We start from the raw sequence: 22,911 nt of genomic DNA on the forward strand, positions 1-22,911 counted from the left end.
CCCCTCAGGCGAAGGTCCGCTGCGCACACTAGCGTGCGTCGCGGTTCGGTGGGACCGTGCGGCCGGATCGATGCCGGGGCCGGCAAGGACGACCACGTACCGTGGTCTCCTGGTCGACAGTGGGTGGCGATCACTTGACGCGGTCCCGTACTCTTCGCCGCGTGACCGACTTGCCCCAACAGACGCGTGACGACGCGGCAGCCGTCCTGCACTCTGCCCTCGTCGGCGATGGCGACGCCGTGGTGGGAACCTTCGACGCCGTGGTCGACCGGTCCGGTGTGGCCGGGGCGTACGGGGTGGCCTGGTGTCTCGCCGCGACGATGGTCGGGGACGACGTGCCCGCCGGCACCGCTGCCCTCGACTTTCCCGGCATCGACCAGGCCAACTACGACACGCGCTGGGTGGCCCGCTTTCTCAGCGCGTACGCCAACCGCGACCCGGAGACCGGCGAGGCGCTCTTCGGGGCCGCGATCGCCGACGGGTTGCTCCCCGACTGCCTGCTCACGCTGGCCGGTTCGGCGGTGGCCACCCTCTACGGCCCGAAGCGCCCGCCCGCCGGTCGTCAGTAGGCGTGGTAGGCCACCAGCGGCTCGTACTGGTAGTAGCTGTTCGAGAAGCGGACCTTGAAGTTCACCCCGTCCCGGACGTTGGTGGCGATCGTCGTCCAGTCGGAGTTGGCCGGTAGGTACGTCCAGTAGTTGCAGTTGCTGGTGCGGTCGATGAAGATCACGCAGGCCTGGGTGCTGAAGGCGCTGGCGTTGCGGACGTTGATGTCGACGCACCGGCTGCTGGTCCGGTACGGGCCGGCCTGCCCGCCCCAGCCGCCGGTCTGGAAGTAGGACCGGCTCGTGGTGCCGTAGCAGGTCGCCTGGCTACCGAGGTTGGTGGCGGAGGCGTCGTGCGGGCCGGCGGTGGTGGCCTGGGCGGGTGCGGCGATGGCCAGCAACGTGACGGTCGTCGCGGTGGCCAGCAGGGGAGCGACCGGTGGTTTCATGGGCTTCTCCAACCGTGTACGACCGCTGGAGGTTGATCCTTCGCGGACCGTGACGATGGTACTGATCAATGCACTGCTCCGCTGTCCCCGCCAGCCGCCCCGCGTCCACGTCCCGCTCCGGTCGACGAGGGATACCGGAACCGGCCACCGACCCGGTGCGGCCCGGCTCCGCGCCGGACGGTGTGGTAGCTGTGGTGGCATGTCCGACGCCATGCTCAGCAAGGTGCGCAAGCTGCTCGCCAAGGCGGAGGACCCGGCCTGCACCCCCGCCGAGTCGGCCGCGCTGACCGCCAAGGCGACCGAGCTGATCGCCCGCTACGGGGTCGACCGGGCGTTGCTCGCCGCCCGCGACCCGGCCACCGACCCGGTCGGCGACCGGGTGGTGGACGTCCTCGCTCCGTACGCCCGGGACAAGGCCGGGCTGCTCGCGGCGGTGGCCGACCCGCTTCGCTGCCGCTGCGTGCGGCGGCGCGAGGGCAGCGGATTCACCATGCACCTGTTCGGGTTCGCCAGCGACCTGGAGCGGGTCGACCTGCTCTTCACGTCCCTGCTGGTGCAGGCCGCGCACGGCCTGGCCGGCACGGCCGTGCCGGCCGGTGCCCACCCGGCAGCCTTCCGTCGTTCCTGGCTGGCCGGGTTCGCGCAGGTGGTCGGGGAGCGGTTGCGGGCGGCCGAGGCGGCGGCGGTGGAGGTCGCGGCGGCGGACGGCCCCTCGGTGGCGCTGGTACTGGTGGACCGGTCGGACCGGGTGCGGCGGCGACTCGACGAGGTGTATCCCCGGCTGCGTGCCGCCGCGCCCCGGCGGCTGGCCGGCACCGGCTACTCCGCCGGAGCGGACGCGGGGCGCCGGGCCGAGCTGGGCGGACGGACGGTCGGCGGGTCACCCCGCCGCGCGCTCGGGGACCGTTGAGGCGGCCCGGCGGGTCAGGCCGGGTGCGGACGGCGGCGGACGGAGTGCAGGTAGCGGGTGAGCATGTCCTGCCATCCCTCGGTCATCGCCTGCCGGTAACCCTCTGCGGCGGTGCCGTGCCGGTCGAACTTCCGGTGCTCGACGGTGACCCGGGTCCGTCCCGGGCCGTCAGCCTCGACGATCACCTCGACCTCGCTGGCCTTCGACGGGTCCGGCACGGGAACCCGGTCCGGGCCGATCTGCCAGACGAAGACCAGCCGGCGGGGCGGATCCCAGGTGAGGACCCGGCCCCAGTCGGCCCGGAAGCCGTGCGGACCGATCTCGTAGAGCATGCCGCCGGGGCGGGGCTCGATGCCCAACTCGGTGAGGAAGTCCGGCCCGGACCAGGTGTACTCGGCGACCCACCAACTGGTCAGGTCGGTGAAGGCGGTGAACGCCTCCTCCGGTGAGGCGGGGACGAGAAGAGTGCTGCGAAGGGAGAAACGGTCGACGTCCTGATGGACGGCGTCCGGCTCAGCGATCTCCTGCCCCATAGGCCCGGACCCTACCGGCTGCCGCCTCGACGTGCAGCGACCTTAGTTCGTGGGGCGGCGCGGGATGGCCTCGCGAAATCCGGATAAAAAGCAACAAGAATCGTCGCCCCACGCTGTCCCGTAGGGGATCACCTCCGTCGATCACAAGTACGTAAACCACCGTCCGGAAGGGTCCGTCAGGTGATCGTGGGGCTGCGGCGCTCGATGAGGGTGACGTGCCGCCAGACACCGTGGTGGCGGCCGATGCGCTGGCGCGTGCCGACGGTACGGAAGCCGCAGGAGGCGTGCAGGGCGAGGCTGGCGGTGTTCTCCGGGAACACGCCGGACTGGATGGTCCAGATCCCGGCCTGCTCGGTCGAGGTGATCAGGGCCTGGAGCAGGCCCCGACCGACTCCCCGGCCCCGGGTATCGGGGTGGACGTAGACGGAGTGTTCGACGACCCCGGCGTAGACGCACCGGTCGGACACCGCCGAGCAGGCGGTCCACCCCAGGACGTCGCCGCTCTGGTCGACGGCCACCCAGCGGTGGCCCGGCATGCGGGTGGCGGTGAAGCTCTCCCAGGTCGGTGGTTCGGTCTCGAAGGTCGCGTTTCCGGTGGCGATGCCGAGACGGTATATCTCCAGGACCGCGGGGGCGTGCCCGTCGCCCATCGCCGTGATCGTGATGCCCCCGGCGGCGGTCGTCCAGGTGGCGCTCACGCGACGGTCTCGTCGGCTGTGGCGGGCAGTTGCAGCAGGACGGCGAGTTGGCGGAACGCCTCCGGCCTCACCCGGTACCAGACCCAGGTGCCGCGTCGGTCGGCGTCAACCAGGCCGGCTTCCCGGAGCACCTTCAGGTGGTGGGAGATGGTCGGCCCGGACAGCTCGAACGCGGGGGTCAGATCGCAGACGCAGACCTCGGGCGCCGAGGCGATCATCGACATCAGTCGCAGCCGGACCGGGTCGCCCAGGGCCTTGAACATCGGCGCCACGGTCTCCGCCTCGCCGGCGTCCAGTGGCCGTACGGCGATCGGCGGGCAGCAGGCCACCGCCCGCAGGTCCACCACCGGCAACGCTTGCTTCGGCATGCGCCTAGGTTGACAGATATCGAAACAGGGTGCAACAGTTGGCTTGCTTCGAAAAGCATCTAGGCAAGGGTGGGTGGTGATCCGGCTGCTGCGCCGGCCGTCGCTCCGCCGTGCCGATGCCGAGGGCAACCGCACCACCGCACTGACCCCAGCGCGCGTCCGTCGACCAACCAGGAGGAGAACCATGTCCCGCGTCCAGCTCGCCCTGCGTGTGTCCGACCTCGAAGGCTCCGTCGCCTTCTACTCGAAGCTGTTCGGCACCGGGCCGGCCAAGCGTCGCCCCGGCTACGCCAACTTCGCCATCGAGAATCCACCGCTGAAGCTCGTCCTGCTCGAAGGCGAACCCGACCAGCCGACCGTCATGGACCACCTGGGCGTCGAGGTGTTCAGCACCGACGAGGTCGACGCCGCCACCCGGCGCCTCACCGACGCCGGCCTCGTCACCCTGGAGGAGAACAGCACCGAATGCTGCTATGCCCTCCAGGACAAGGTCTGGGTGCGTGGCCCCGGCAACGAGCCCTGGGAGGTCTACACCGTCAAGGCGGACTCCCCCCAGGCGGAGAAGGCCATCCCGAGCGCCTGCTGCACCCCGGCCGCCGAGCAGGAGCCCGCGGCCAGCGGTGCCGCCGCGAACTGCTGCTGACCGGGTCGCGTGCGCGCCCGTCCCGGTCCCGAGCGGGCGCGCACGCCCGGACGTCGTGAGGGCCGTGCGGCGCTCACGGCAACGGTGCGGCCCTCGCGGGACGTCCGGCGCTCGCGGTGGTGGTGCGGCCGACCCGACTACGCCTTCCGGTCGGAGCAGCAGCCGTCGGTGCAGCCGGCGGGTTGGCCGGTGACGGCGGTGTCGACGGGCAGCGGCGCACAGTCGTCACAGTGCTCGCCGCGCCAGGCTTCCAGGCCCTCCTTCACCGCCACCCCGGCGATGACGAGCGCCGCGACCGGATCGGCCCAGGACCAGCCGAGAACGGCGTTGAGGAGCAGACCGACGAGGAGTACCGCCGACAGATAGGTGCACAGCATGGTCTGCGTGGAGTCGGCCATGACCGTTGCCGAGCCGAGTTCGCGGCCGGTGCGCCGCTTCGCCCGTACGAGCAGTGGCATCACGATCAGCGACGCCACAGCCAGGCCGATGCCGACCGGACTGGCGTCGGCGTCCCCGGCGGTCAGCAGCGAACGTAGGGCATCGAACGTCACCCACGCGGCCAGGGCGAAGAAGGAGACCCCGATCAGCCGCAGCGCCAGTCGCTCCCGGTCCTCGGGTACCCGGGAGCGGAACTGCCAGATCAGTACGGCCGCGCTGGACACCTCGACGAACGAGTCGAGGCCGAAGCCGACCAGCGCCGCCGAGGAGGCCGCCGCGCCGGCGGCCATCGCCACCAGGCCCTCCACCAGGTTGTAGCCCGCTGTGGCGTACGCGAGCCAGAGACTGCGTCGCGACAGTGCCGCCCGGCGCTCCGGGGTCAGCGCGGGGACGCTCATGCGCCGGCCGCCGCCGGGGAGCCGTCCGGCACGCCGTAGACCGGACACAGGGCGACCGCCGCGCCGGTGGCGGCGAGGAGCTGTTCCGCCGAACGCAGCAGATCCAGCAGCTCCGGCCGGGTCAGCGCGTAGAACGACTGGCGACCCTCGACCCGATAGTCGATCAGCCCGCAGTCCCGGAGGCACGCGAGATGCTTCGAGACGGTCGACTGCGCCAACCCCAACTCGTCGGTCAGGTCCACGACCCGCGCCTCACCGGAGGCCAGGCGACGCACGATCGCCAACCGTGCCGGATCCCCGAGGGACCGGAACAACGCCACGGCAGGGGCGAGCCCCGGAGAACAATCAATCGCCATGAGGCGATGATAGCCGGACTGGGTGATGGAATGCCCTGGTCCGCCCTGGTCGCCAGCCACCCCTGGAAGACGCAACGCAATCACCCGTGCGTTTCCCTCACGGACCCACCCTGAACGCAACAGCGCCGACCGGCGTTTCCGCTGGTCGGCGCTGTGGTAGCCCGGCGAAAGGCTATGTGGCCAGGGGCGGGGTCGAACCGCCGACCTTCCGATTTTCAGTCGGACGCTCGTACCAACTGAGCTACCTGGCCGTACCCGGGTGAGTTTACCCTCCCGACGCAGAACGCCGCGCGGTGAGACGCGGCGTCAGCGTTGGCGGTCCTGACGGGACTTGAACCCGCGACCTCCGCCTTGACAGGGCGGCGAGCACTCCAACTGCTCCACAGGACCTAGCTCGTACTGCCTCCGGCCGGGCCGGATCGTGCCCCCAACGGGATTCGAACCCGTGCTACCGCCTTGAAAGGGCGGCGTCCTGGGCCGCTAGACGATGAGGGCGGCCCCGCCATCATTGCACACTCGCAACTTCAAGCGGACTTGCTCCCATCCGGCCCCGCCGGAGGCTTGCAAAGCATACGTGATGAGCCGCCGGGCAACAAAATCGGTATCGCCCTGGCCGTAGCTTCGTCCGAAAGGGCAGGTCAGAGGGGTTCAGCGCAGTCTGGTCACGCCGTACCGGCGCTTGATGTCGGCGATCAGGCCGGAACAGGCGGCCACCGTGGCGGCCCGGTTCCCGCCCCCGTCGTGCAGCAGCACCACCGAGCCGGGGCGGGTCGCGTCCTTCACCCGCGCCATGATCGTCGTGGCCGTCGGCTTCGCCCAGTCCTGCGGATCGACGTTCCAGTGCAGCGGGGTCATGCCGAGATCCCGGGCCACCGCCACCACCTCCGGCGTCCACCGGCCGCCCGGCTGCCGGTAGAAGGGCACCTTCGCCCCGGGCACCGCCGCCCGGATCGCCCGGGTGGTGCGGTCCAGATCGGCGCGGATCTCGGCCCGGGGTCGGCCGCCCAAGCCTACGTCGTGGTGCCAGCTGTGGTTGCAGAGCTGGTGCCCCTCGCGCACGATCCGGGCCACCAGGCCGGGGTGCTTGCGGACCCGGGTACCCACCACGCAGAAGGTGGCGGTGACCCGGTGTCGACGCAACTGCTCCAGCACCTTCGGCGTCCAGACCGGGTCGGGGCCGTCGTCGAAGGTGAGCGCCACTCCCCGGGTGCCGGTGCTCCGGCGCAGCCCCGGTGGCAGCGGGGTGCGGGTCGACTTCGGGCCGGTCTTCGACGGCGACGGCGAGGGCCGCGGTACGCCGGACGGCCTCGGGGACTCCGGCGGGTCGGCGGACGGTGTCGCTCCGGCGGGAGGCGAGGAGACCGGTGCGGTCGGGCCGACGGAGCGGACCTGGGTCGCCTCGCCGCAGCCGGCGAGCAGGAGCATCAGGGCGGCACCGGCCGCAGCCAGGACGCGTGAGGTCATCGTCGTTGCTCCCGAGAGGGGGGTCGGGGTCATGGGCGCCCCGACGTTACGCCCCGCCCGGCGAAGGCGACACCCCGGTCAGTCGGGCGGTGACCGGTCCAACGAGTCCCGTACCGCCAGGGCCAGCGAGACCGCCTCGGCCAGCGACACCGGCCGGACCACTCCCGCCGGGAGGGTGTCGTCCCACCAGCCGGGACCTGCGGCGAGCACCAGCAGGGGCCGGCGGGGCACCGCGAGCACCGCGGTGAGCTGGGTCGGGTCGGCGGTCGCGCGCAGGTGCGACCAGAGCACCACGGCGGCCGGGGCGGTCCGGGTGACCGCGGCCACCAGTGCCGCCACGGGTACCCGCGCGCCGAGCATGCGGCAGCCGACACCCGCCTCGGCGAGCGCGGCGGCCAGCGCCTCCAGGGGCAGGGTGTGCTGCTCGTCGTCGGCACAGGAGAGCAGGATGCGGGGAAGGCCGCCGGTCGGGTTGGCGCGGGCGACCACGGCGAACGCCTCCGTCACGCACCGGGAGAAGAGGTGCTCGACCTCGACCAGCGCGGCGGTCGCGGTGTGCCGCTCACCGATGCCGGCGAGCACCGGGCGCACCAGCCCGTCCCAGGTGGCGACGACGCCGTCGGCGGCGATCGACTCGTCGATCGTCCGGCTGACGGTGACCGAGTCCAGCCGCATGGCGGCGCGGGCCAGCCCACGGGCGGCCGGACCGGCCCGGCCGACCGGGATGGCCGCTCCGCCGCCGTCCCGGACGGCGGAGGTGCTCCGGCGTGCCGGTGGTGTGCCGGCCGGGGACTGCCGGGCCCAGCGGGCGGCCTCGGCCGGGGTGACCCCCTCGGCGGTGAGCCGGCGCATGATCTCCAGCCGGGCCAGGTCGGCCGGGGTGTAGCGGCGGTGGTGGCCGGGGACGTGCTCGCTGGGGCCGAGTCCGTAGCGCTGGTGCCAGGTCCGCAGCGTGGTCACCGCGACCCCGAGCCGCCGCGCCACGGCTCCCGCGCTCAGCGCTTCATCGGCCACCCGACCGCTCCGACGCGTCGTCCGTCGGCGTGCCGGACGGAGGTCCGGCCCCGTCGGGTCCGGGCCCGCTGGGGCGCAGCAGGCGGTTCACCACCCCGCCGAGCCACGGCGCGTACGCGCGGGGGTCGACGTCGAGTTCCGTCTCCAGATGGACCGGGTCGATCCAGCGCACCTCGGCGACCTCGGTTGGGTCCGGCCGGAGCGGGAGGTCGGCCGGCACGTCGGCGCGCAGCACGTGGTCGTACTCGAACTCGACGCGGCCGGTGGTCGGGTCCTCGGCGTAGTAGACGTACACGCCGACCTCGGTCAGCTCGACCGGTCCGGTGCCGAGCTCCTCGCCGAGCCGCTTGTTGGCGGCCTCGACGAGCGACTCGCCCGGGGCAGGATGGCCACAGCAGGCGTTCGCCCAGCGCAGCGGAAACCGGGTCTTGGCGGCGGCCCGCCGTTGCAGCAGCACCCGACCGGACGGGTCGACCAGCAGCACCGAGAAGGCCCGGTGCAACCGCCCCGGTGGCTGGTGCGCCTCCGCCACGGTGGCCGCGCCGTCCGTGGTGCCGTCGTCGTGGACCAGCTCGACCAGGTGTGTCTCACGGGAGGTCACGGGAGGCACCTCCGGTGATACGGCGGGCGGCGAGCTTGCCGGAGATCAGCACCATCGGCACCCCGACGCCCGGTTGGGTGCCTGATCCTACAAAAACCACGTTCGACAGTGTGCGGTGCAGGTTCGAGGGGCGGAACGGCCCGGTCTGGAACAGGCTGTGCGCGGCGGCGAACGGGGTGCCGGCGGCCATGCCCTGGTCGGCCCACTCGGCCGGGGTGACGATCTCGCAGACCTCGACGCCGTCGGCGAAGCCGACGTAGCCCCGTTCCTCCAGGGTCGCCGTCAACTCGTCGGCGTAGCGGCGGGCCAGACCGCCCCGCCAGTCGAAGGGTGCCCGGTCGAGGTTCGGCACCGGGGCGAGCACGTAGTAGGTGTGCCGGCCGGCGGGGGCGACCGAGGGGTCGGTGCGGCTCGGGTTCGTGACCAGCAGGGACGGGTCGGTCATCAGCTCGCCCCGTCGGATCACCTCGTCGAAGGTGCCCTTCCAGGAACGGCCGAAGTGGATGTTGTGGTGGGCGATCCGCCCGTACCCCTGTCTCGACCCGACGTGCAGGACGACGCAGGACGGTGAGTAGGTCAGCCGACGCTGGCGGGCCGGGGGAAGCAGGTCGCGGTACGCCACGGGGAGGTCCGGGTTGAGCACCACCACGTCGGCCGGGATCCGCTCGCCGTCGGTGGTGAGCACACCGGTGGCCCGCCCGTCGGCGGTCTCGACCCGCTCGACGGTGGTGCCGTACCGGATCCGGACGCCGTGCTTCTCGGCGGCCCCGGCCAGGCCCCGGGAGACGGCGTGGATGCCACCGCGCGGGAAGTACACGCCGGCCACCGAGTCGAGGTACGCGATGACCGCGTAGATGGCCAGCGCGTCGTGCGGGGCGAGGCCGGCGTACATCGCCTGGAACGAGAAGATCCGCTGGGTGCGGGGGTCCCGGAAGAACTGGTTGATCTTGGTCTGAAGTCGGCGGAACGCCCCGCTGGCCAGCAGTTTCAGCAGGTTGCCGGTGAGCAGGTCGGTCGGCGCGTCCAGGTTGCGCTCGATGAAGTCGGCCCGTTCCAGCCGCCACAGCTCGCGGGCGTAGTCGACGAAGCGGAGGTATCCGTCGGCCTCCCGGGGGCCGCAGACCCGGGAGATCTCCGCCGCCATCCGGGTGGTGTCGGTGATCACGTCCAGCGTCGAGCCGTCCGGGTAGTACGCCCGGTACGCCGGATCGAGCGGGGTCAGCTCCATCCAGTCGGCCAGCTCCTCGCCCACCGCCCCGAGCGCCTCGGCGATCAGGTCGGGCATGGTGAGCACGGTCGGGCCGGTGTCGAACTCGTACCCGTCGACACCGAGCCGGCCCGCGCGACCACCGGGCACCGGTTCGCGTTCCAGCACGGTGACCTGCCGGCCGCTGCCGGCCAGGTGCAGGGCGCAGGCCAGGCCCCCCAGCCCCGCGCCGACGACCACGACCCGGTCGGTACGTCCGTCAACGGTCCGCATGAGGACCCCCTCCCTCGGGAAAACGACTGCCCATCATGCCCACCGTCGGGCGCTGGCGGTGGCGAGTCCGGTCAGCGCGGACCGCACCGTCTCGTCCAGGTCGGCGACGTCGAGCGCGGCCAGCGCCTCGGACACCCGCTCGGAGATCATCTGCTCGACCCGCCCGACCGCGCCGGTCGCCGCGACCAGCCCGGCCAGCTCGGCGACCCCGTCCTCGTCGAGGTCGGCGCCGGCCCGGTCGAGTCGGGCGCGCTGGACCGGGCCGGCGAGCTGCCGGGCGAGCATGAGCAGCACCGTCGGCTTGCCGCTGCGCAGGTCGTCGCCGGCCGGCTTGCCGGTGAGGGCGGGATCGCCGTAGACGCCGAGCAGGTCGTCACGGAGCTGGAACGCCTCGCCGACCGCCAGCCCGTACCGGGTGTACGCCTCGACCAGCGGTGCGTCCACACCGACGCCGCCGAGGGTGGCCCCGTACAGCAGCGGGCCCTGCACGGTGTAGCTGGCGGTCTTGTAGCGGGCGACCCGCAGCGCCCGGTCGAGCGACCAGCTCGCCGGCTCGTTCTCGCCGAGCACGTCGAGGTACTGCCCGGCGACCGTCTCCACCCGCATCTGGTCGTAGCAGCGCCGGGTCTGCATCAGCCGGGCCGACGGGAGTGCGGCGCGGGAGAGCAGGCGGTCCGCCCAGACCAGGCAGAGGTCGCCGATCAGGACGGCCACCGCCTCGCCGAAGCGGTCGGGGTCGCCCCGGCGTCCGGCCGCCCGGTGCTCGGTGGCCACCGCGCGGTGCGCGGTCGGCAGGCCCCGACGGGTGTCGGATGCGTCCATCACGTCGTCGTGGACCAGGGCGAAGGTGTGCAGCAGTTCCAACGCGGAGAGCGCGGGGAGCACCGGGGGCAGGTCGGCCTCGGTGCCGGCCGCGCCGCGCCAGCCCCAGTAGGCGAACGTCGGACGGATCCGCTTTCCGCCGGCCAGCACGAGGTCACGGGCGGTCGCGGCGAAGGCGCCCATCGCTGCGTCGATTTCGGTGAGTGAGTCGACTTCGGTGGCCAGGAAGGCGGCGAGGGTCTCCTCCACGGCCATGACCAGGTCCTTGGTGTACGCGGCGAGAACCCCGGTGACCGGGTCGTCGCCTCCCGCCGGCCGGATCGTCGCCGTACGGGGCGCGTTACCGGCAACTGCGTCGTTGGCCATGGGGGCGAGCGTACCCTAGGGTTACGGGTTGCGTCGATTGGTGCGTCGATTTCGAGGAGGGGCCGGTGGACACGAACCTCACCGCTGCCTACGACCGGTGCCGTGAGCTGCACAGACGTCACGGCCGCACCTACTATCTCGCCACCCGCCTGCTCCCCGCTTGGAAACGGCGGCATGTGCACGCCCTGTACGGCTTCACCAGGTACGCCGACGAGATCGTCGACCGCACCGAGGAGCTGTCCCCGGCCGAACGCGCCGTCCGGCTCGACGAGTGGTCCGCCCGCTTCCTCGCCGGCCTGCACGGCGAACCGGTGGACGACCCGCTGCTGCCGGCCGTCCTGCACACCATCGCCGTCTTCGACCTGGACCGGGCCGACTTCGCGTCGTTCCTGCGCAGCATGGCGATGGACCTGACCGTCACCTCGTACCGCACCTACGACGACCTGCTCGACTACATGGAGGGATCGGCCGCCGTCATCGGCACGATGATGCTGCCGATCCTCGGCAGCGCCGCGCCGGCCGCCGCCCGGGAGCCGGCCCGCCAACTCGGCCTGGCCTTCCAGCTCACCAACTTCATCCGGGACGTCGCCGAGGATCTCGACCGGGGCCGCACCTACCTGCCCGACGAGGACCTGGCCAAGTTCGACGTCACCCGCGAGGACCTGCTCGCCGCGAAGGCCCGGGGCCGGGGCACCCCGAGGATCCGGGACCTGGTCGAGTACGAGATCAGCCGCGCCCAGGCCCACTACGAGGCCGCCGCGCCCGGGATCGTCCTGCTCAACCCCGGTTCGCAGGCGTGCATGCGGACCGCGTACGCCCTCTACGGCGGGATTCTCGACGAGGTGGCCGCCCAGGACTACGACGTGTTCATCCGGCGGGCGCGCGTACCGCGTCGGCAGCGGGTGGCGGTGGCGACGCGGGCGCTGCTCGCCCCGGCCGGCACCCCGGTCACCGTCCCCGGTCCCCGCACCGTGCCGCCCCGCCGGTAGGGGGCCGTCCGGCTCGGGCGCGGCCGGCTGAGGTGCCTGCAGGGGCACCTTGCAGGTGCATTTTGATGAGCAGGGGTCCCCTGCTACCACCTCAGCCGGCGAGCTGGCCGCCATCTCAGCCCGGGCGGCAGCTGTGCCCCGGTGAGCCGGAAAGGCCGCCTCACAGGCAGGAGCGCAGGGCGTCGACGAGTGCCTCGACCCGGTCGAAACCGGCCAGCCGCGCGGTGGTGTACGCCAGCGTGTAGCCCCGGACCGGGTCGGCCCAGGCGCAACTGCCGCCGATCCCGCCCATGCCCCAGCTGCCGTCCTCCTCGTACCGCATGCCGAGGGTCCACCGGGTTCGGCTCTCCAGGAGCAGGTCCGGGCCGTCGTACTGCACCCGCGTCGCCTCGGCGACCAGGTCGGTGCTGAACAGGCGTACGCCGTCGAGGGTGCCGCCGGCCAGCAGCCCGCCGTAGAGCCGGGCCAGCCCGGTCGCGGTGGCGTGCAGGTTCACCGCCGGGATCTCCGCACCGCGCCAGAGCGGGCTGTTCAGCACCGCCGTGTCGAGGCAACCGGCGGGGTTGGCGAGCGCCCGCTCCCGTAGCGATCCGGGCACACCCAGCGTGGTTACCGGCCAGCCCGCTTCGCCGTAGGACAGGTCGGCGCAGCGCCGCTGGTCGACGGTGTCCAGTCCGAAGCCGAGATCCAGCCGCCAGGGGCCGGCGATCTCCTCGGCGAGGAACCGGCCGACCGCGCGTCCGTCCACCCGGCGGACCAGTTCGCCGACCAGGTGCCCGTACGTCAGCGCGTGCTCGCCCGCGACGGTGCCCGGCTCCCACTCCGGCTCGGCGGCGGCGAGGTCGCCGACGAGTAGCGCCCAGTCGCCCAGCGCGGCGGACGGCCGGGGCACCGGGAAGACCGGCAGGCCGGCGGTGTGGGCGAGCACCTGCCGGACGGTGGCCGGGGTGCGGAACCCCGGCCAGTGCCGGGCCACCGGATCGTCCAGGTCGAGCCGGCCCCGGTCCACCAGCAGCAGTAGGCAGAGGGCGGCCACCGGCTTGCCGACCGAGTACACGTTGACCAGGGTGTCCGGTCGCCACGCGCCTCCGCCGGCACCGTGCGGTCCGTCAGCGGGCGGCGTGCTGCCGGCTCCGGCCGGTCGGGTCGAGCCGCCGGTCAGGTCGAGCACCGGCTGGCCGTCGTACCGCACGGCCAGTGCCGCGCCGGTCTCCCGGCCCGAGTCGAACAGGTCGTGGAAGCAGTCGTGGACCGCCGCGAAGCGTGCGCGCACGGGGGTGCCACCCCGGTTCCGCGTCGCACGGTCTCCCGTCCCGGCCGTCATCGGTCGCCGGTGTCCGGCGCGGGCAGGTCGAGGGCGCCGACGGTCTGCCCGCCGCTGAGTTCCCCGGTCGGCTGGAACCCGAGCCGCAGGTAGAACCGCTCCGGCCCGTCGTCGCCCGGTTCCCAGGTCGTGTAAACCCGCTGCTCACCACGCCGTGCCGCCTCCTCGGCGATCGCCCGGACGGCGAAGCGGCCGTATCCGCGTCCCTGCCGGCCGGCGGCGATGTTCAGCCGCCACAGTCCGGAGCGCAGGTCGCCCGGACTGTCCTCGCGCCAGGGGATCCGGAAGAAGCCCATCAGGAAGCCGACCAGGTCGTCGCCGTCGTAGATCAGCCGGGGCCAGGCGACGTCGGGCCACACGTATGCCTCGGCCAGCGACCGGGCGACCGGCTCGACCAGGTGCTCCTGATCGGGGCGGACGCGCAGGTCGCAGGCCGCCTCGACGTTGCCGGAAGTGATCTTCTCAAGGTGTGGCTCGGGTGCGGGCGGCATGGGGCCGGACCCTACCGGCCCCCGACCACCGGCTCGACCTGAATTCGGTGGTCGACGGCGCTGGCCGCCGTTGTCGGCGTACCCGACTCGTTGGCGCCCGCCGGGAACCCTGGGACATGCTGTCGGCATGACGGAGCCGCAGCAGGTGGACGTGGTCGTGGTCGGGCTCGGCGTCGGCGGCGAGGAGGTGGCCGGGCGACTCGCCGAGGCGGGCCTCGACGTCGTCGGCGTCGAGCGGGGGCTGGTCGGTGGCGAGTGCCCGTACTGGGGCTGCATTCCGAGCAAGATGATGATCCGGGCGGCGAACGCGCTGGCCGAGGCGCGTCGGGTCGACGGGCTGGCCGGGTCGGCCGAGGTCCGGCCGGACTGGGCTCCGGTGGCCCGCCGGATCCGCGAGGAAGCGACCGCGAACTGGGACGACACCGCCGCCGTGGACCGTTTCACCGGCAAGGGCGGGCGCTTCGTCCGGGGGACCGGCCGACTGGCCGGCGCGGGGCGGGTCGCCGTCGACGACCAGGTCTTCCAGGCCCGGTACGGGATCGTCGTGGGGGTGGGTACCCGGCCGTCGGTGCCGCCGGTCGAGGGGTTGGCCGGGACGCCGTACTGGACCAACCGGGCGGCGATCGAGGTGGCCGAGCTGCCGGCTTCGCTGCTGGTGCTCGGCGGCGGCGCGATCGGGCTGGAGCTGGCCCAGGTGTTCGCCCGGTTCGGGGTGCGGGTGACGGTGGTCGAGGCGTCCGACCGGGTGCTCGCCGTCGAGGAGCCGGAGGCGTCCGGGGTGGCCGCCGCCGCCCTGCGCGCCGACGGCGTGGAGATCCACACCGGCGTCCGGGCGAAGCGGGTGGACCACGACGAGGTGGCCGGATTCACCCTGCGGGCCGATGGATGTGCCGGGTTCACCGCCGAGCGGCTGCTCGTGGTCACCGGTCGCCGGGCCCATCTGGACGAGTTGGGGCTGGACACCGTCGGCCTCGACGCCGGGCAGCGGTACCTGCCGGTCGACGACCGGATGCGGGCCGGCGAGGGGATCTGGGCGGTCGGTGACGTCACCGGCGAGGGGGCGTTCACCCACATCGCGATGTACCAGGCGGAGATCGTCGTGCGTGACCTACTCGACCACGTTGCTCGGCAGCGGGGTGGGCCGGACGCCAGCGGCACCGCCAGCGCGACCGGCGGAGCGATCGGTGCGGCCGGAGCGGGCGGGTTCACCCCGGGGCCGGCCGACAGCGTGCCCCGGGCCGACTACCGCGCGCTGCCCCGGGTCACCTTCACCGATCCGGAGGTGGGGGCGGTCGGGTTGACCGAACGTCAGGCCCGGGAACGGGGGATCAACGTCCAGGTCGGCTTCGCGCCGCTCTCCTCCTCCACCCGGGGCTGGATCCACCGGGTCGGCGACGAGGGGTTCATCAAGCTCGTCGCGGACGCCGACCGGGGCGTGCTGGTCGGCGCGACGTCGGTCGGCCCGGCCGGTGGCGAGGTGCTGTCCGCGCTGGTGGTGGCGGTGCACGCGGCGGTTCCGGTGGGCCGGCTCCGGCACATGATCTACGCGTACCCGACCTTCCACCGCGCCATCCGGACGGCCCTGGACGACCTCGGCTGACCCTGCCGGGAGGTCAAACGGGACGTCGGCGTGGTGCCGGCTAGCCTTGCGCGGTGCCGAAGAACCCTCTCTCCCTCCGGCGGTTTCCCGGTCCGGTGCGAACGCTCGTGAGCTGCCTCACCGCGGTGGCGTTGGCCGTGACCGGGATCTACCTGGTGGGTCCGTGGTCGAGCGGGTCGCCCGTGCCGACGGGCCGGCCCCGGCCGATCGGGAAACCCGTCGACGTGCCGGGACGCACCGTCACCGTGCTGGGTGCGGGCGACATCCTCGTCCACCCCGAGTTGTGGGACCAGGCCCGGCGGGACGGCCGCGGGCAGTTGGACTTCGCGCCGATGCTGGCACCGGCCCGCTCCGCGGTGGAGAGCGCGGACCTGGCGCTGTGCCACCTGGAGACCCCGGTCGCGCCGCCCGGAGGCCCGTACATCGGCTTTCCGCGGTTCAGCGTGCCCCGGGAGGTGGTGCAGGGCATCAAGAGCGTGGGGTACGACGGCTGCTCGACCGCCTCGAACCACAGCATCGACCAGGGCTATGACGGGGTGAAGCGCACCCTGGACGCGCTGGACGCCGCCGGTCTCGGGCACACCGGCACGTACCGCACCGCCCGTGACGCCACCCGCCCCCGGATCTATCCGGTCGACGGGGTGCGGATCGCCCACCTGAGTTACACCAAGAGTTTCAACGGGCTGCGTCCGGCGGCCGGGCAGGCCTGGATCGCCAACCTGATCGACACCGACAAGATCAAGAAAGACGCCGCGCGGGCCCGCGCGGTCGGCGCGGAGATCGTCGTGGTCAGCCTGCACTGGGGCACCGAGTACGAACACGAGCCCGACGCCGACCAGCAGACCTGGGCCCGTGAGGTGGCGGAACTGCGCAACGTCGACCTCGTCTTCGGTCATCACGCGCACGTCGTCCAGCCGGTCGAGCGGATCGGCGACAAGTGGATCGTCTACGGGATGGGCAACCAGATCGCCCGGCACGCGGAACCGGTCAACGCCAACCGCGACGGAGCCATGGTTCGGGTGACGTTCGGACCGGCCGGGGTGGCGAAACGGTGGAAGGTGAGGGCCGTCGAGGCGCTTCCCACCTTCGTCGATCTGAACCCCGACATCCGCCTGATCGACCTGGAACAGGCGTTGGCCGATCCCGCCCTGTCCCCCGGCCGCCGACGGATCTACGAGGCGGCCGTCGAGCGTATCCAGGGGAATCTGCTGACGAGAGCGGCCGGCGAGGCCGGTCTGGTGGTGCGCGGAACGGGGGGGTGAAGCGCCTCACCTCGCTCGTTCCGAGGCTCCGGGCGGAGCTTGAGCTCGCGCCTCGCTTCTGCGAGTGTTGCTAACATTCGCCGCGTCGTCTGCTGTCCCAGGTCAGTGGTCCACGGCTCAGGTACGGGTGGATGTTCACGGGGGAAGGCGAATGGTCGTGTCAGTAGATCCTGGGCACTTGACGCGTTCGCCCGGCGGCGCCGGACCGGACGACCGGGTGCAACTCCTGCTCTGGCGGCGTCGGGCTCTGGAACAGCAGCTTCCGGCGGCGGCCTTCCCGGCCGGCAGTGGCGCGCCGTCGCTAGTTTATCTGTGGGCTTCGATGTTTGTCGTCGTCGCGGTGGTGCTCGGGTTCGCGCTCAGCGCCCAGCGGGGCGTCCTGCCCGCGGTGATCGACTCGCAGAACGACGTGGTCACCAAGCTGGCCTCCACCATCTCGGTGTCCACCCGCGCGTGGTCGAAGCAACTGGGCCGAACGGTGGCCGATCGGGCAACCGGCACCGACGCCCAACTGCTGGCCCGGGTGGTCGGCGACGGTACCTCGGTCAGCGGTGCCGCAGTGGTGGAGACCGCGTCCGGACGGCCGCTCGCCACCAAGGGCACCGCCGTACCCGCCGGTGTGCTCTCCGCCGAGATCCCACTCGACTCGGCGTTCGGGGTGACCACGCCGGACGGACCCGTGGTGCTGCGCGCGTACCGGCTGGACGAGAGACGGACGCTGGTGGCGGTGCATCCGCTCACCCTGCGAAACCTGCGGTTGAACCCCGACGCGGGACACGGGGTCTACGTGCTCACCCCGGACGGCGGGACGAGCTTGATGCAGGGAGCCAACGCGGTGGGGCAGGAGCACCTGCCCGTCGTCTTCCAGGGGCTGGCCGGGAGCACCTCGCGGCAGAGCCGGGAGGTGGTCATCGAGGAGTGGCCGGACCGGAGGTTGGTCGTGTCGTCCGCGCCCATCGGCGACACCGGTCTGGTGGTGGTCTCCCTGCTGGCCGCAGAGGTCACCGGGGGCGCCTCGCTGCCCACCGGACTGCTGCTGGGGCTCAGCCTGCTGATGTTCGCCGTGCCGAGCTTCCTGCTCATGCGGGTGTCGCTGGTCCGTCCGATCCGGGTTCTGCTCGCGCAGGCCAAGGCGGACGCCTGCGGCGGCCTGACCCCGCACCGCAGGCCGGCACGGATCGCCGAGGCCCAACGGATCGCCCGGGCTCTCGCGCTGACCTCGGGGGACCGGCCGCCCGCCGAGCGGCGGTGGCGGCCCACCGTGTTGCAGGGGTTGACCGCCGCGACGGTGGTCGCGCTGCTCTGGCCAGCCGGGGCCGTGGTGCTGGCTCTCCAGACTCCCGCCCCCACCGTTCCGACGCAGCTCGTCCGGGACCAGGAGAACCGGGCCGAGGAGGCGAGTTTCGCGTTGGGCAGCGCTCTCGACGCCGGACTGGGGACGGTGTCCCGGATCTCCCGGTCGGTCGATCCCGCCGACCGGGAGAGGACCGCCCGGGTGCTACGCCGGGAACTCGCCGAGGGGCATCGACTCCGGGCGCTCTACCTGGTGGACCGGGACGGGAAGGTGCTGGCCTCGGCGGGGCGGGAGCCGTTGCGTACCGCCGAGCCGCTTCCCGGTGAGGTCGGGATCCAGCTCGACGACGCCGTCTCCCGCCTGCCCGTCGTGTTCGCCTACAACCTGCGCTCCGACGGCTTCGCGGTGGTGGGCGAGTTCGACCCGGACCGCCTGGTGGGGCTGGTCCGGCGGGTCGACGGCCGGGTCCGGGTGGTGGACGCCGAACTGCGGACCATCCTCGACTCGGAGGGCTTCCGGGCGTACCAGCCGATCGGGGAGGACCTGGTCGCCGCAGCGGCGGTCGAGGCGCTGCCCGGCACCACCGTCGGCCACTCGACGACCGCCGACGGGGATCCCGCCCTGGTCGCCGCGTCAGGGCTGACCGCACCGGCCACCGTGGCCCACCTGGAGTGGTCGGTGGTCGTGGAGCAGGACATCGCCGCACTGCGCCTGCCGGAGATGGTGGAACGGCGGTGGACGCTGCTCGTCGCGGGTGCGATGGTGGGGATCATCCTGCTCACCCACATGTGGCAGCTCTACATCTACGTTCGGCCGGTACAGCGGCTGGCCTCCTTCGCCGACCGGATGAGCCGGGGCGAAATCGACGTGCCGGTGCCGCCACAGCGCCACGACGACATCGGCGCGGTGGCGATGTGCCTGGAGATCTGCCGGCAGGTCCGGCACACCGGCTCCGCCCGGTTCGGTGGCGCCATCCGGATGCGCGGTTCGGACCTGAACCGTACGGCCGTCCTGCCCCTGGTCCGGCGGCCGGTCGCCGCCCGGAGGGAGAAGGGCTGAGATGTTCTACCTCTACACCGTCTACGCACTCTGCTGCCTGGCGCTGCTCGTGGCCGGTGTCGTCGAGCAGCGCAACCACTACCGCAACCTCGGTCGTATCCCGCACCGGGTACTGGTGAACGGTATCCGGGGCAAGAGTTCGATCACCCGGCTCTGCGCCGGTGCGCTGCGCGGCGGCGGCAAGGTGGTGGTCGCCAAGACGACGGGCACCGCTGCCCGGTTCATCTTCCCGGACGCCAGCGAGGAGCCGGTGCACCGGAAGTTCGGCATCGCCAACGTGGTCGAGCAGATCGGCATCGTCCGCCGGGCCGCCGTCTACCATCCTGACTCGCTGGTCATCGAGTGCATGGCGGTGATGCCCGCGCTTCAGGAGATCAATCAGAGCAAGCTGATCCGGTCGAACATCGGGGTGCTCTGCAACGTCCGGGAGGACCATCTCGCCGAGATGGGGCCGACACTGGACGACGTGGCCCGGTCGCTGAGCCGGTCGATGCCGGTGGGCGGGATCTGCATCACCGCCGAGAAGGACCGGCTGGCGATTCTCGAACAGGAGGCCGCCCGGCGCGACTGCCGGTTGATCGCGGTCGATCCGGAGTCGGTCACCGACCGGGAGATGGCCGGCTTCGGTTGGATCACCTTCAAGGAGAACGTGGCGATCGCGCTGGCCGTGGCCGAGCAGCTCGGCGTCGACCGGCGCAGCGCGCTCGCCGGGATGTGGGCGGCTCCACCGGACCCGGGTGTCCTCTCGGTGGCCCGGGTGCTGTACGAGGGCAAGCGGATCCGCTTCGCGAACATCTTCGCCGCCAACGATCCCGAGTCCACCTTCATGAACATCGAGCAGCTCGAGAAGCAGCGGCTGATCGGGCGTCCGCTGACCATGGTGATCAACTGTCGTCCGGACCGGGTGGAGCGCAACGGCCAGATGGGCGCGCTCTCCGGCCGCGTCAAGCCGCAGCGCATCGTGCTGATCGGCGAGATGACCCGCAGCGCCCGGGTGACCGTGCCCGCCGAACTCCAGGAGCGGGTGGTCGACCTCGGAGGGAAGCTGCCCCCGGAACGGTTGCTGGCCGACGTGATGACCGCCACCGCGGCGGACGCGTCGATCGTCGCCGTGGGCAACATCCACGGTCAGGGCGAGGTGCTGCTGCACGAGCTGGCCGCGCTGCCCAGCTGGAGTCCGCAGGGGCAGGCCGGGTCCGAGTCGATGCTGCGGACGCCGACCGTGCCGGGATTCGACACCGATGCCCAGACCGTGCTGTTGGAAAGGATCCGTCGGTGACCTTCGGAGGAGAGCTCAGCGCGCAACTCGCCACCGCCTGCCTCGGCATCGGGCTGGTCTTCGCGCTGCTCTGCTATCTGACCACCAACCTCTCACCGGGCGGCATGATCACGCCGGGCTGGATCGCGTTGGCGTTGATCGAGGATCCGCTCCAGGCGGGTGTGATCGTGGTGATGACCGTGGTCACGTACGGGCTCACGCTGCTGATGCAACGGATGGTGATCCTCTACGGCAAGCGGCTCTTCGCCGCGATCGTGCTGCTGAGCGTCTTCCTCCAACTGACGCTCTTCCTGATCGTGCAGAAGGACCTGCCCCTCCTCTTCGCACACCAGACCCTGGGCTTCGTCGCGCCGGGGCTGATCGCCTACCAGCTCGTCCGACAGCCACCCAAGGCGACCGTCGTGGCCACCGTGATCGTCACCGCGATCACCTACGGCGTCGCGTTCAGCGGTGTCGTCGCCGGCCTCGTCCCGGTCACCTGACCGGCCAACGGAGGAACAGCCGATGAACTACCGGACCTACTCCCAGACCCAGGCCGCACTGGTCACCCTCGCCGCGTTCGCGCTGCTGACCGGTGCCGGCTTCGTCACCTACCTCGTCGCCCGGCCCTCCACCGACCGGATCGTGCTGTCGCTCGGAGCCGCCGCCGTGCCGCAGAGCATGGTCCGGACGGACACCGGGTACAGCTACCGCCGCTTGAGCGCTCCCGGCCGGACCCAGATCGTCGACGCCTCGGGTCAGGTCCTCGCCACGATGACCGACGGGGCCCGGACGGTGCACCTGCACGGACCGGAGCGCATCTTCGCGGAACCCCGGTTCACCAAGGCCAAGGTGCACACCGACCTGTGGGTACGGCTCGCACCGAAGGAGTGGTACGCCGGCGCGGAGCAGGACGCCTGGTTCACCACCTGGTTCGGCAAGGCCCGCGCGGACCGCTCTCCGGACGTGCTCGGGGTGGCCATGGAGTACACCTACGTCTCGTCGCCGAAGAAGGACGCGCAGGGTCGGCAGTACTCGGGCGACGCAGCCTTCGGGCCCCTTTCCGACAGCGACCCGGACGGTCGGGCGGAGAACTCCGACTTCTACGATTATCTCGGGATCTCATGGACCTTCCCTGACAAGAAGGAGAAGCCGGCTGCTGCGCACATCCGTAGCCTCGACTGCTCGGGATTCCTCCGGATGGTGTACGGCTACCGGCTCGGGTACCCGCTGCGCGGGACGAACGAGGCGGGCCCGGGGTTGCCCCGGCGGGCGTACGCCATGGCCTCGGTCGGCCCCGGGGCCCAACTGATGCCGAACACCGGCAAGCGGGCCCGGGACCTGGACCGGTTGCTCCCCGGGGACCTCCTGTTCTTCAACGCGGGACCGGTGCAGGGGGCGAACATCGAGCACTCCGGCATGTACCTCGGTGTGGACGACCGGGGGCACCACCGGTTCATCTCGAGCCGTACCACCGCGAACGGGCCGACCATGGGTGACCTCGGCGGCGAGTCGACGCTCGACGGCACTGGTTACTGGGCGACCCGGTTCCGCACCGCCCGGCGGATCTGACCGCCACGGGCATTCCGGGAAGCAGGGGCGGGGTTCAGCCCCGCAGCCGCTCCGCGAGTACCTGCGCGACGAGGTCCCGCCCGACCGCGTCCCGTCGCACCGACCAGCTCAGTTCCAGGTGGACGAAGGCGCTGTCCAGCCCGGCGCTCGCCCTGCCCTGCGCGTTCCGGGTGCCCTCCAGTTGCCCGCACTTGCGCGACCAGGCCCGGCAGGTGTTCAGCCCGCTGCGGCTCAGTCCGTTGGCGATCCGTCCGGCCACCTGACTCTGCGGTGCCGACCCGGTCGACACGACGGCGTCGGCACCTTCCAGGTTCCGGTCGGCGAAACCGTGCAGCTGGATCTGGTCCAGTCCGCGCCGGGCGAACTCGACCGCCAGGGTGTGGAAGAGCGAGTCGCCGTTGTGCGCCACGTCGGCGGCACCGCCGGCCGCCTCCCGGTGCGCGCCGGCCACCAGCAGCACGCTGCCCGGCAGCCGGCGGTGCAGGGCGAGCCCGACCTTCTCCGTGTCCAGGTCGAAGCCGGGGTGCGGAACCTGGACCACCTGTCGCGCCTCCGCCGACCGGTCGAGCACGAGCGCCCCCCAGGTCCGCTCGTCGGAGCCGTCGGCCAGGAAGATGGTGAACGGGCGTCCGGTGGCCGGATCGGTGCTGTGCCATGCCCCGAAGCCGAGACCAGCGAAGAGTTCCTCCTGGCGGGCACGGTCGTCGGGGTGGTCGATCAGCAGCCGGGCCGCCCGACGGGCCCGGGACCGCTCGTCCGCGTCCGGATCCCGGTACGGGCCCGTCCGGGACAGGCCGGCGGTCAACTCGTCGACGACCTGCGCCGGGTCGAGGTCCGCGCGGGCTGGCTGCGTCTCCGGCTCGTCCCGACCCCACCCGGTGGCGGTGGCGGCGGCGGTGGCGGCGGTCACTGCCGCGGCGGCGGCGAGGATGACCGTTCGTCTGGTCGAACCGACGACGGAAGCGGATCTTGGCACG

At 72.3% G+C, this 22,911-nt stretch carries 24 protein-coding genes and 3 tRNA genes; 10 read left to right on the top strand and 17 right to left on the bottom strand.

The features are described 5' to 3' along the window. Positions 1–161: 161 nt before the first annotated feature. A complete protein-coding gene (locus tag GA0074694_RS07765) occupies positions 162–569 on the top strand; it encodes a hypothetical protein (RefSeq protein WP_091454653.1) in 408 nt (135 codons plus the stop codon). Here GA0074694_RS07765 and GA0074694_RS07770 read toward each other — a convergent pair. Then, positions 563–994, bottom strand: a complete 432-nt coding sequence (locus GA0074694_RS07770) for a hypothetical protein (RefSeq protein WP_091454657.1) — start codon at positions 992–994, stop codon at positions 563–565. The genes GA0074694_RS07765 and GA0074694_RS07770 overlap by 7 nt on opposite strands. Positions 995–1,193: 199 nt before the next feature. Between GA0074694_RS07770 and GA0074694_RS07775 the strand changes: the two genes are divergently transcribed. After that, positions 1,194–1,904: a DUF2786 domain-containing protein gene (locus tag GA0074694_RS07775; RefSeq protein ID WP_091454660.1), complete on the top strand. Its 711-nt coding sequence runs from the start codon at positions 1,194–1,196 to the stop codon at positions 1,902–1,904. Positions 1,905–1,918: 14 nt separating this feature from the next. Here the strand turns inward: GA0074694_RS07775 and GA0074694_RS07780 are convergent, their stop codons facing one another. From GA0074694_RS07780 to GA0074694_RS07790, 3 genes are all read right to left on the bottom strand, one after another. Continuing rightward, a complete protein-coding gene (locus GA0074694_RS07780) occupies positions 1,919–2,437 on the bottom strand; it encodes an SRPBCC family protein (protein ID WP_091454663.1) in 519 nt (172 codons plus the stop codon). Positions 2,438–2,613: 176 nt separating this feature from the next. Next, a complete protein-coding gene (locus tag GA0074694_RS07785; protein ID WP_091458810.1) occupies positions 2,614–3,087 on the bottom strand; it encodes a GNAT family N-acetyltransferase in 474 nt (157 codons plus the stop codon). Between the two features lie 44 nt (positions 3,088–3,131). Then, positions 3,132–3,503, bottom strand: coding sequence for an ArsR/SmtB family transcription factor (locus tag GA0074694_RS07790; RefSeq protein ID WP_091454666.1), 372 nt, complete (start codon positions 3,501–3,503; stop codon positions 3,132–3,134). Positions 3,504–3,687: 184 nt separating this feature from the next. Here GA0074694_RS07790 and GA0074694_RS07795 point away from each other — a divergent pair, with 184 nt between their 5' ends. Continuing rightward, a complete protein-coding gene (locus tag GA0074694_RS07795) occupies positions 3,688–4,146 on the top strand; it encodes an ArsI/CadI family heavy metal resistance metalloenzyme (protein WP_091454669.1) in 459 nt (152 codons plus the stop codon). A gap of 137 nt (positions 4,147–4,283) precedes the next feature. Here the strand turns inward: GA0074694_RS07795 and GA0074694_RS07800 are convergent, their stop codons facing one another. From GA0074694_RS07800 to GA0074694_RS07845, 10 genes are all read right to left on the bottom strand, one after another. After that, positions 4,284–4,982 carry a cation diffusion facilitator family transporter gene (locus tag GA0074694_RS07800; RefSeq protein ID WP_091454672.1) on the bottom strand — a complete coding sequence of 233 codons (699 nt, stop codon included), beginning with the start codon at positions 4,980–4,982 and terminating at the stop codon, positions 4,284–4,286. Beyond that, complete coding sequence (locus GA0074694_RS07805; protein ID WP_091454675.1) at positions 4,979–5,338, bottom strand: ArsR/SmtB family transcription factor; 360 nt, start codon at positions 5,336–5,338, stop codon at positions 4,979–4,981. The genes GA0074694_RS07800 and GA0074694_RS07805 overlap by 4 nt, the downstream gene beginning before the upstream one ends. Positions 5,339–5,515: 177 nt before the next feature. Next, positions 5,516–5,589, bottom strand: a tRNA-Phe gene (locus GA0074694_RS07810). 62 nt (positions 5,590–5,651) lie between these two features. Then, a tRNA-Asp gene (locus tag GA0074694_RS07815) sits at positions 5,652–5,728 on the bottom strand. A gap of 32 nt (positions 5,729–5,760) precedes the next feature. Beyond that, positions 5,761–5,833, bottom strand: a tRNA-Glu gene (locus GA0074694_RS07820). A 153-nt stretch (positions 5,834–5,986) separates the two neighbouring features. Continuing rightward, positions 5,987–6,802, bottom strand: coding sequence for a polysaccharide deacetylase family protein (locus GA0074694_RS07825; protein ID WP_091454679.1), 816 nt, complete (start codon positions 6,800–6,802; stop codon positions 5,987–5,989). A 78-nt stretch (positions 6,803–6,880) separates the two neighbouring features. Then, the gene (locus GA0074694_RS07830; protein WP_091454682.1) at positions 6,881–7,816 is read right to left on the bottom strand and encodes a MerR family transcriptional regulator; all 936 of its coding nucleotides are present in this window, start codon (positions 7,814–7,816) and stop codon (positions 6,881–6,883) included. Continuing rightward, a complete protein-coding gene (idi, locus tag GA0074694_RS07835) occupies positions 7,806–8,417 on the bottom strand; it encodes an isopentenyl-diphosphate Delta-isomerase (RefSeq protein WP_091454685.1) in 612 nt (203 codons plus the stop codon). Before idi ends, GA0074694_RS07830 begins: the two co-directional genes overlap by 11 nt. Beyond that, positions 8,404–9,897 carry a phytoene desaturase family protein gene (gene crtI / locus GA0074694_RS07840; protein ID WP_091454688.1) on the bottom strand — a complete coding sequence of 498 codons (1,494 nt, stop codon included), beginning with the start codon at positions 9,895–9,897 and terminating at the stop codon, positions 8,404–8,406. Before crtI ends, idi begins: the two co-directional genes overlap by 14 nt. A gap of 33 nt (positions 9,898–9,930) precedes the next feature. Further along, on the bottom strand, positions 9,931–11,085 hold the full coding sequence (locus GA0074694_RS07845; protein WP_091454693.1) for a polyprenyl synthetase family protein: 1,155 nt from the start codon (positions 11,083–11,085) through the stop codon (positions 9,931–9,933). Between the two features lie 65 nt (positions 11,086–11,150). On the opposite strand from GA0074694_RS07845, the gene GA0074694_RS07850 reads away from it, so the two are divergent. Next, positions 11,151–12,074: a phytoene/squalene synthase family protein gene (locus GA0074694_RS07850; RefSeq protein WP_091454697.1), complete on the top strand. Its 924-nt coding sequence runs from the start codon at positions 11,151–11,153 to the stop codon at positions 12,072–12,074. Positions 12,075–12,234: 160 nt separating this feature from the next. Here the strand turns inward: GA0074694_RS07850 and GA0074694_RS07855 are convergent, their stop codons facing one another. Both GA0074694_RS07855 and GA0074694_RS07860 read right to left on the bottom strand, forming a co-directional pair. Then, the gene (locus GA0074694_RS07855) at positions 12,235–13,347 is read right to left on the bottom strand and encodes a serine hydrolase domain-containing protein (protein ID WP_091454701.1); all 1,113 of its coding nucleotides are present in this window, start codon (positions 13,345–13,347) and stop codon (positions 12,235–12,237) included. A 47-nt stretch (positions 13,348–13,394) separates the two neighbouring features. Next, complete coding sequence (locus GA0074694_RS07860) at positions 13,395–13,889, bottom strand: GNAT family N-acetyltransferase (RefSeq protein ID WP_091454705.1); 495 nt, start codon at positions 13,887–13,889, stop codon at positions 13,395–13,397. A gap of 127 nt (positions 13,890–14,016) precedes the next feature. Here GA0074694_RS07860 and GA0074694_RS07865 point away from each other — a divergent pair, with 127 nt between their 5' ends. The 6 genes from GA0074694_RS07865 (at position 14,017) to GA0074694_RS07890 (ending at position 21,934) form a co-directional block, all read left to right on the top strand. Beyond that, complete coding sequence (locus GA0074694_RS07865) at positions 14,017–15,489, top strand: dihydrolipoyl dehydrogenase family protein (protein ID WP_091454709.1); 1,473 nt, start codon at positions 14,017–14,019, stop codon at positions 15,487–15,489. A gap of 53 nt (positions 15,490–15,542) precedes the next feature. After that, positions 15,543–16,751 (top strand): CapA family protein, encoded by a 1,209-nt coding sequence (locus tag GA0074694_RS07870; protein WP_245714586.1) that lies wholly within the window; start codon positions 15,543–15,545, stop codon positions 16,749–16,751. A 178-nt stretch (positions 16,752–16,929) separates the two neighbouring features. Continuing rightward, positions 16,930–19,104 (top strand): HAMP domain-containing protein, encoded by a 2,175-nt coding sequence (locus GA0074694_RS07875; protein ID WP_245714587.1) that lies wholly within the window; start codon positions 16,930–16,932, stop codon positions 19,102–19,104. 1 nt (position 19,105) lies between these two features. Beyond that, positions 19,106–20,383 (top strand): poly-gamma-glutamate synthase PgsB, encoded by a 1,278-nt coding sequence (pgsB, locus tag GA0074694_RS07880; RefSeq protein ID WP_091454717.1) that lies wholly within the window; start codon positions 19,106–19,108, stop codon positions 20,381–20,383. After that, positions 20,380–20,865, top strand: coding sequence for a poly-gamma-glutamate biosynthesis protein PgsC/CapC (locus tag GA0074694_RS07885; RefSeq protein ID WP_091454720.1), 486 nt, complete (start codon positions 20,380–20,382; stop codon positions 20,863–20,865). The genes pgsB and GA0074694_RS07885 overlap by 4 nt, the downstream gene beginning before the upstream one ends. A 22-nt stretch (positions 20,866–20,887) precedes the next feature. Beyond that, positions 20,888–21,934: a C40 family peptidase gene (locus GA0074694_RS07890; RefSeq protein ID WP_091454723.1), complete on the top strand. Its 1,047-nt coding sequence runs from the start codon at positions 20,888–20,890 to the stop codon at positions 21,932–21,934. Between the two features lie 34 nt (positions 21,935–21,968). Here GA0074694_RS07890 and GA0074694_RS07895 read toward each other — a convergent pair whose 3' ends face one another. Beyond that, on the bottom strand, positions 21,969–22,910 hold the full coding sequence (locus GA0074694_RS07895) for a hypothetical protein (RefSeq protein ID WP_245714588.1): 942 nt from the start codon (positions 22,908–22,910) through the stop codon (positions 21,969–21,971). Position 22,911: the final 1 nt, after the last annotated feature.

This window comes from Micromonospora inyonensis (genome assembly GCF_900091415.1).
Taxonomy (GTDB): domain Bacteria; phylum Actinomycetota; class Actinomycetes; order Mycobacteriales; family Micromonosporaceae; genus Micromonospora; species Micromonospora inyonensis.

What these genes read in the sequence shown, in the direction of transcription:
- GA0074694_RS07770 (WP_091454657.1), bottom strand. Translation starts at nt 994, where the DNA reads ATGAAACCACCGGTCGCTCCCCTGCTGGCCACCGCGACGACCGTCACG.
- GA0074694_RS07775 (WP_091454660.1), top strand. Translation starts at nt 1,194, where the DNA reads ATGTCCGACGCCATGCTCAGCAAGGTGCGCAAGCTGCTCGCCAAGGCG.
- GA0074694_RS07780 (WP_091454663.1), bottom strand. Translation starts at nt 2,437, where the DNA reads ATGGGGCAGGAGATCGCTGAGCCGGACGCCGTCCATCAGGACGTCGAC.
- GA0074694_RS07785 (WP_091458810.1), bottom strand. Translation starts at nt 3,087, where the DNA reads ATGGGCGACGGGCACGCCCCCGCGGTCCTGGAGATATACCGTCTCGGC.
- GA0074694_RS07790 (WP_091454666.1), bottom strand. Translation starts at nt 3,503, where the DNA reads ATGCCGAAGCAAGCGTTGCCGGTGGTGGACCTGCGGGCGGTGGCCTGC.
- GA0074694_RS07795 (WP_091454669.1), top strand. Translation starts at nt 3,688, where the DNA reads ATGTCCCGCGTCCAGCTCGCCCTGCGTGTGTCCGACCTCGAAGGCTCC.
- GA0074694_RS07800 (WP_091454672.1), bottom strand. Translation starts at nt 4,982, where the DNA reads ATGAGCGTCCCCGCGCTGACCCCGGAGCGCCGGGCGGCACTGTCGCGA.
- GA0074694_RS07805 (WP_091454675.1), bottom strand. Translation starts at nt 5,338, where the DNA reads ATGGCGATTGATTGTTCTCCGGGGCTCGCCCCTGCCGTGGCGTTGTTC.
- GA0074694_RS07825 (WP_091454679.1), bottom strand. Translation starts at nt 6,802, where the DNA reads ATGACCTCACGCGTCCTGGCTGCGGCCGGTGCCGCCCTGATGCTCCTG.
- crtI (WP_091454688.1), bottom strand. Translation starts at nt 9,897, where the DNA reads ATGCGGACCGTTGACGGACGTACCGACCGGGTCGTGGTCGTCGGCGCG.
- GA0074694_RS07845 (WP_091454693.1), bottom strand. Translation starts at nt 11,085, where the DNA reads ATGGCCAACGACGCAGTTGCCGGTAACGCGCCCCGTACGGCGACGATC.
- GA0074694_RS07860 (WP_091454705.1), bottom strand. Translation starts at nt 13,889, where the DNA reads ATGCCGCCCGCACCCGAGCCACACCTTGAGAAGATCACTTCCGGCAAC.
- GA0074694_RS07865 (WP_091454709.1), top strand. Translation starts at nt 14,017, where the DNA reads ATGACGGAGCCGCAGCAGGTGGACGTGGTCGTGGTCGGGCTCGGCGTC.
- pgsB (WP_091454717.1), top strand. Translation starts at nt 19,106, where the DNA reads ATGTTCTACCTCTACACCGTCTACGCACTCTGCTGCCTGGCGCTGCTC.
- GA0074694_RS07890 (WP_091454723.1), top strand. Translation starts at nt 20,888, where the DNA reads ATGAACTACCGGACCTACTCCCAGACCCAGGCCGCACTGGTCACCCTC.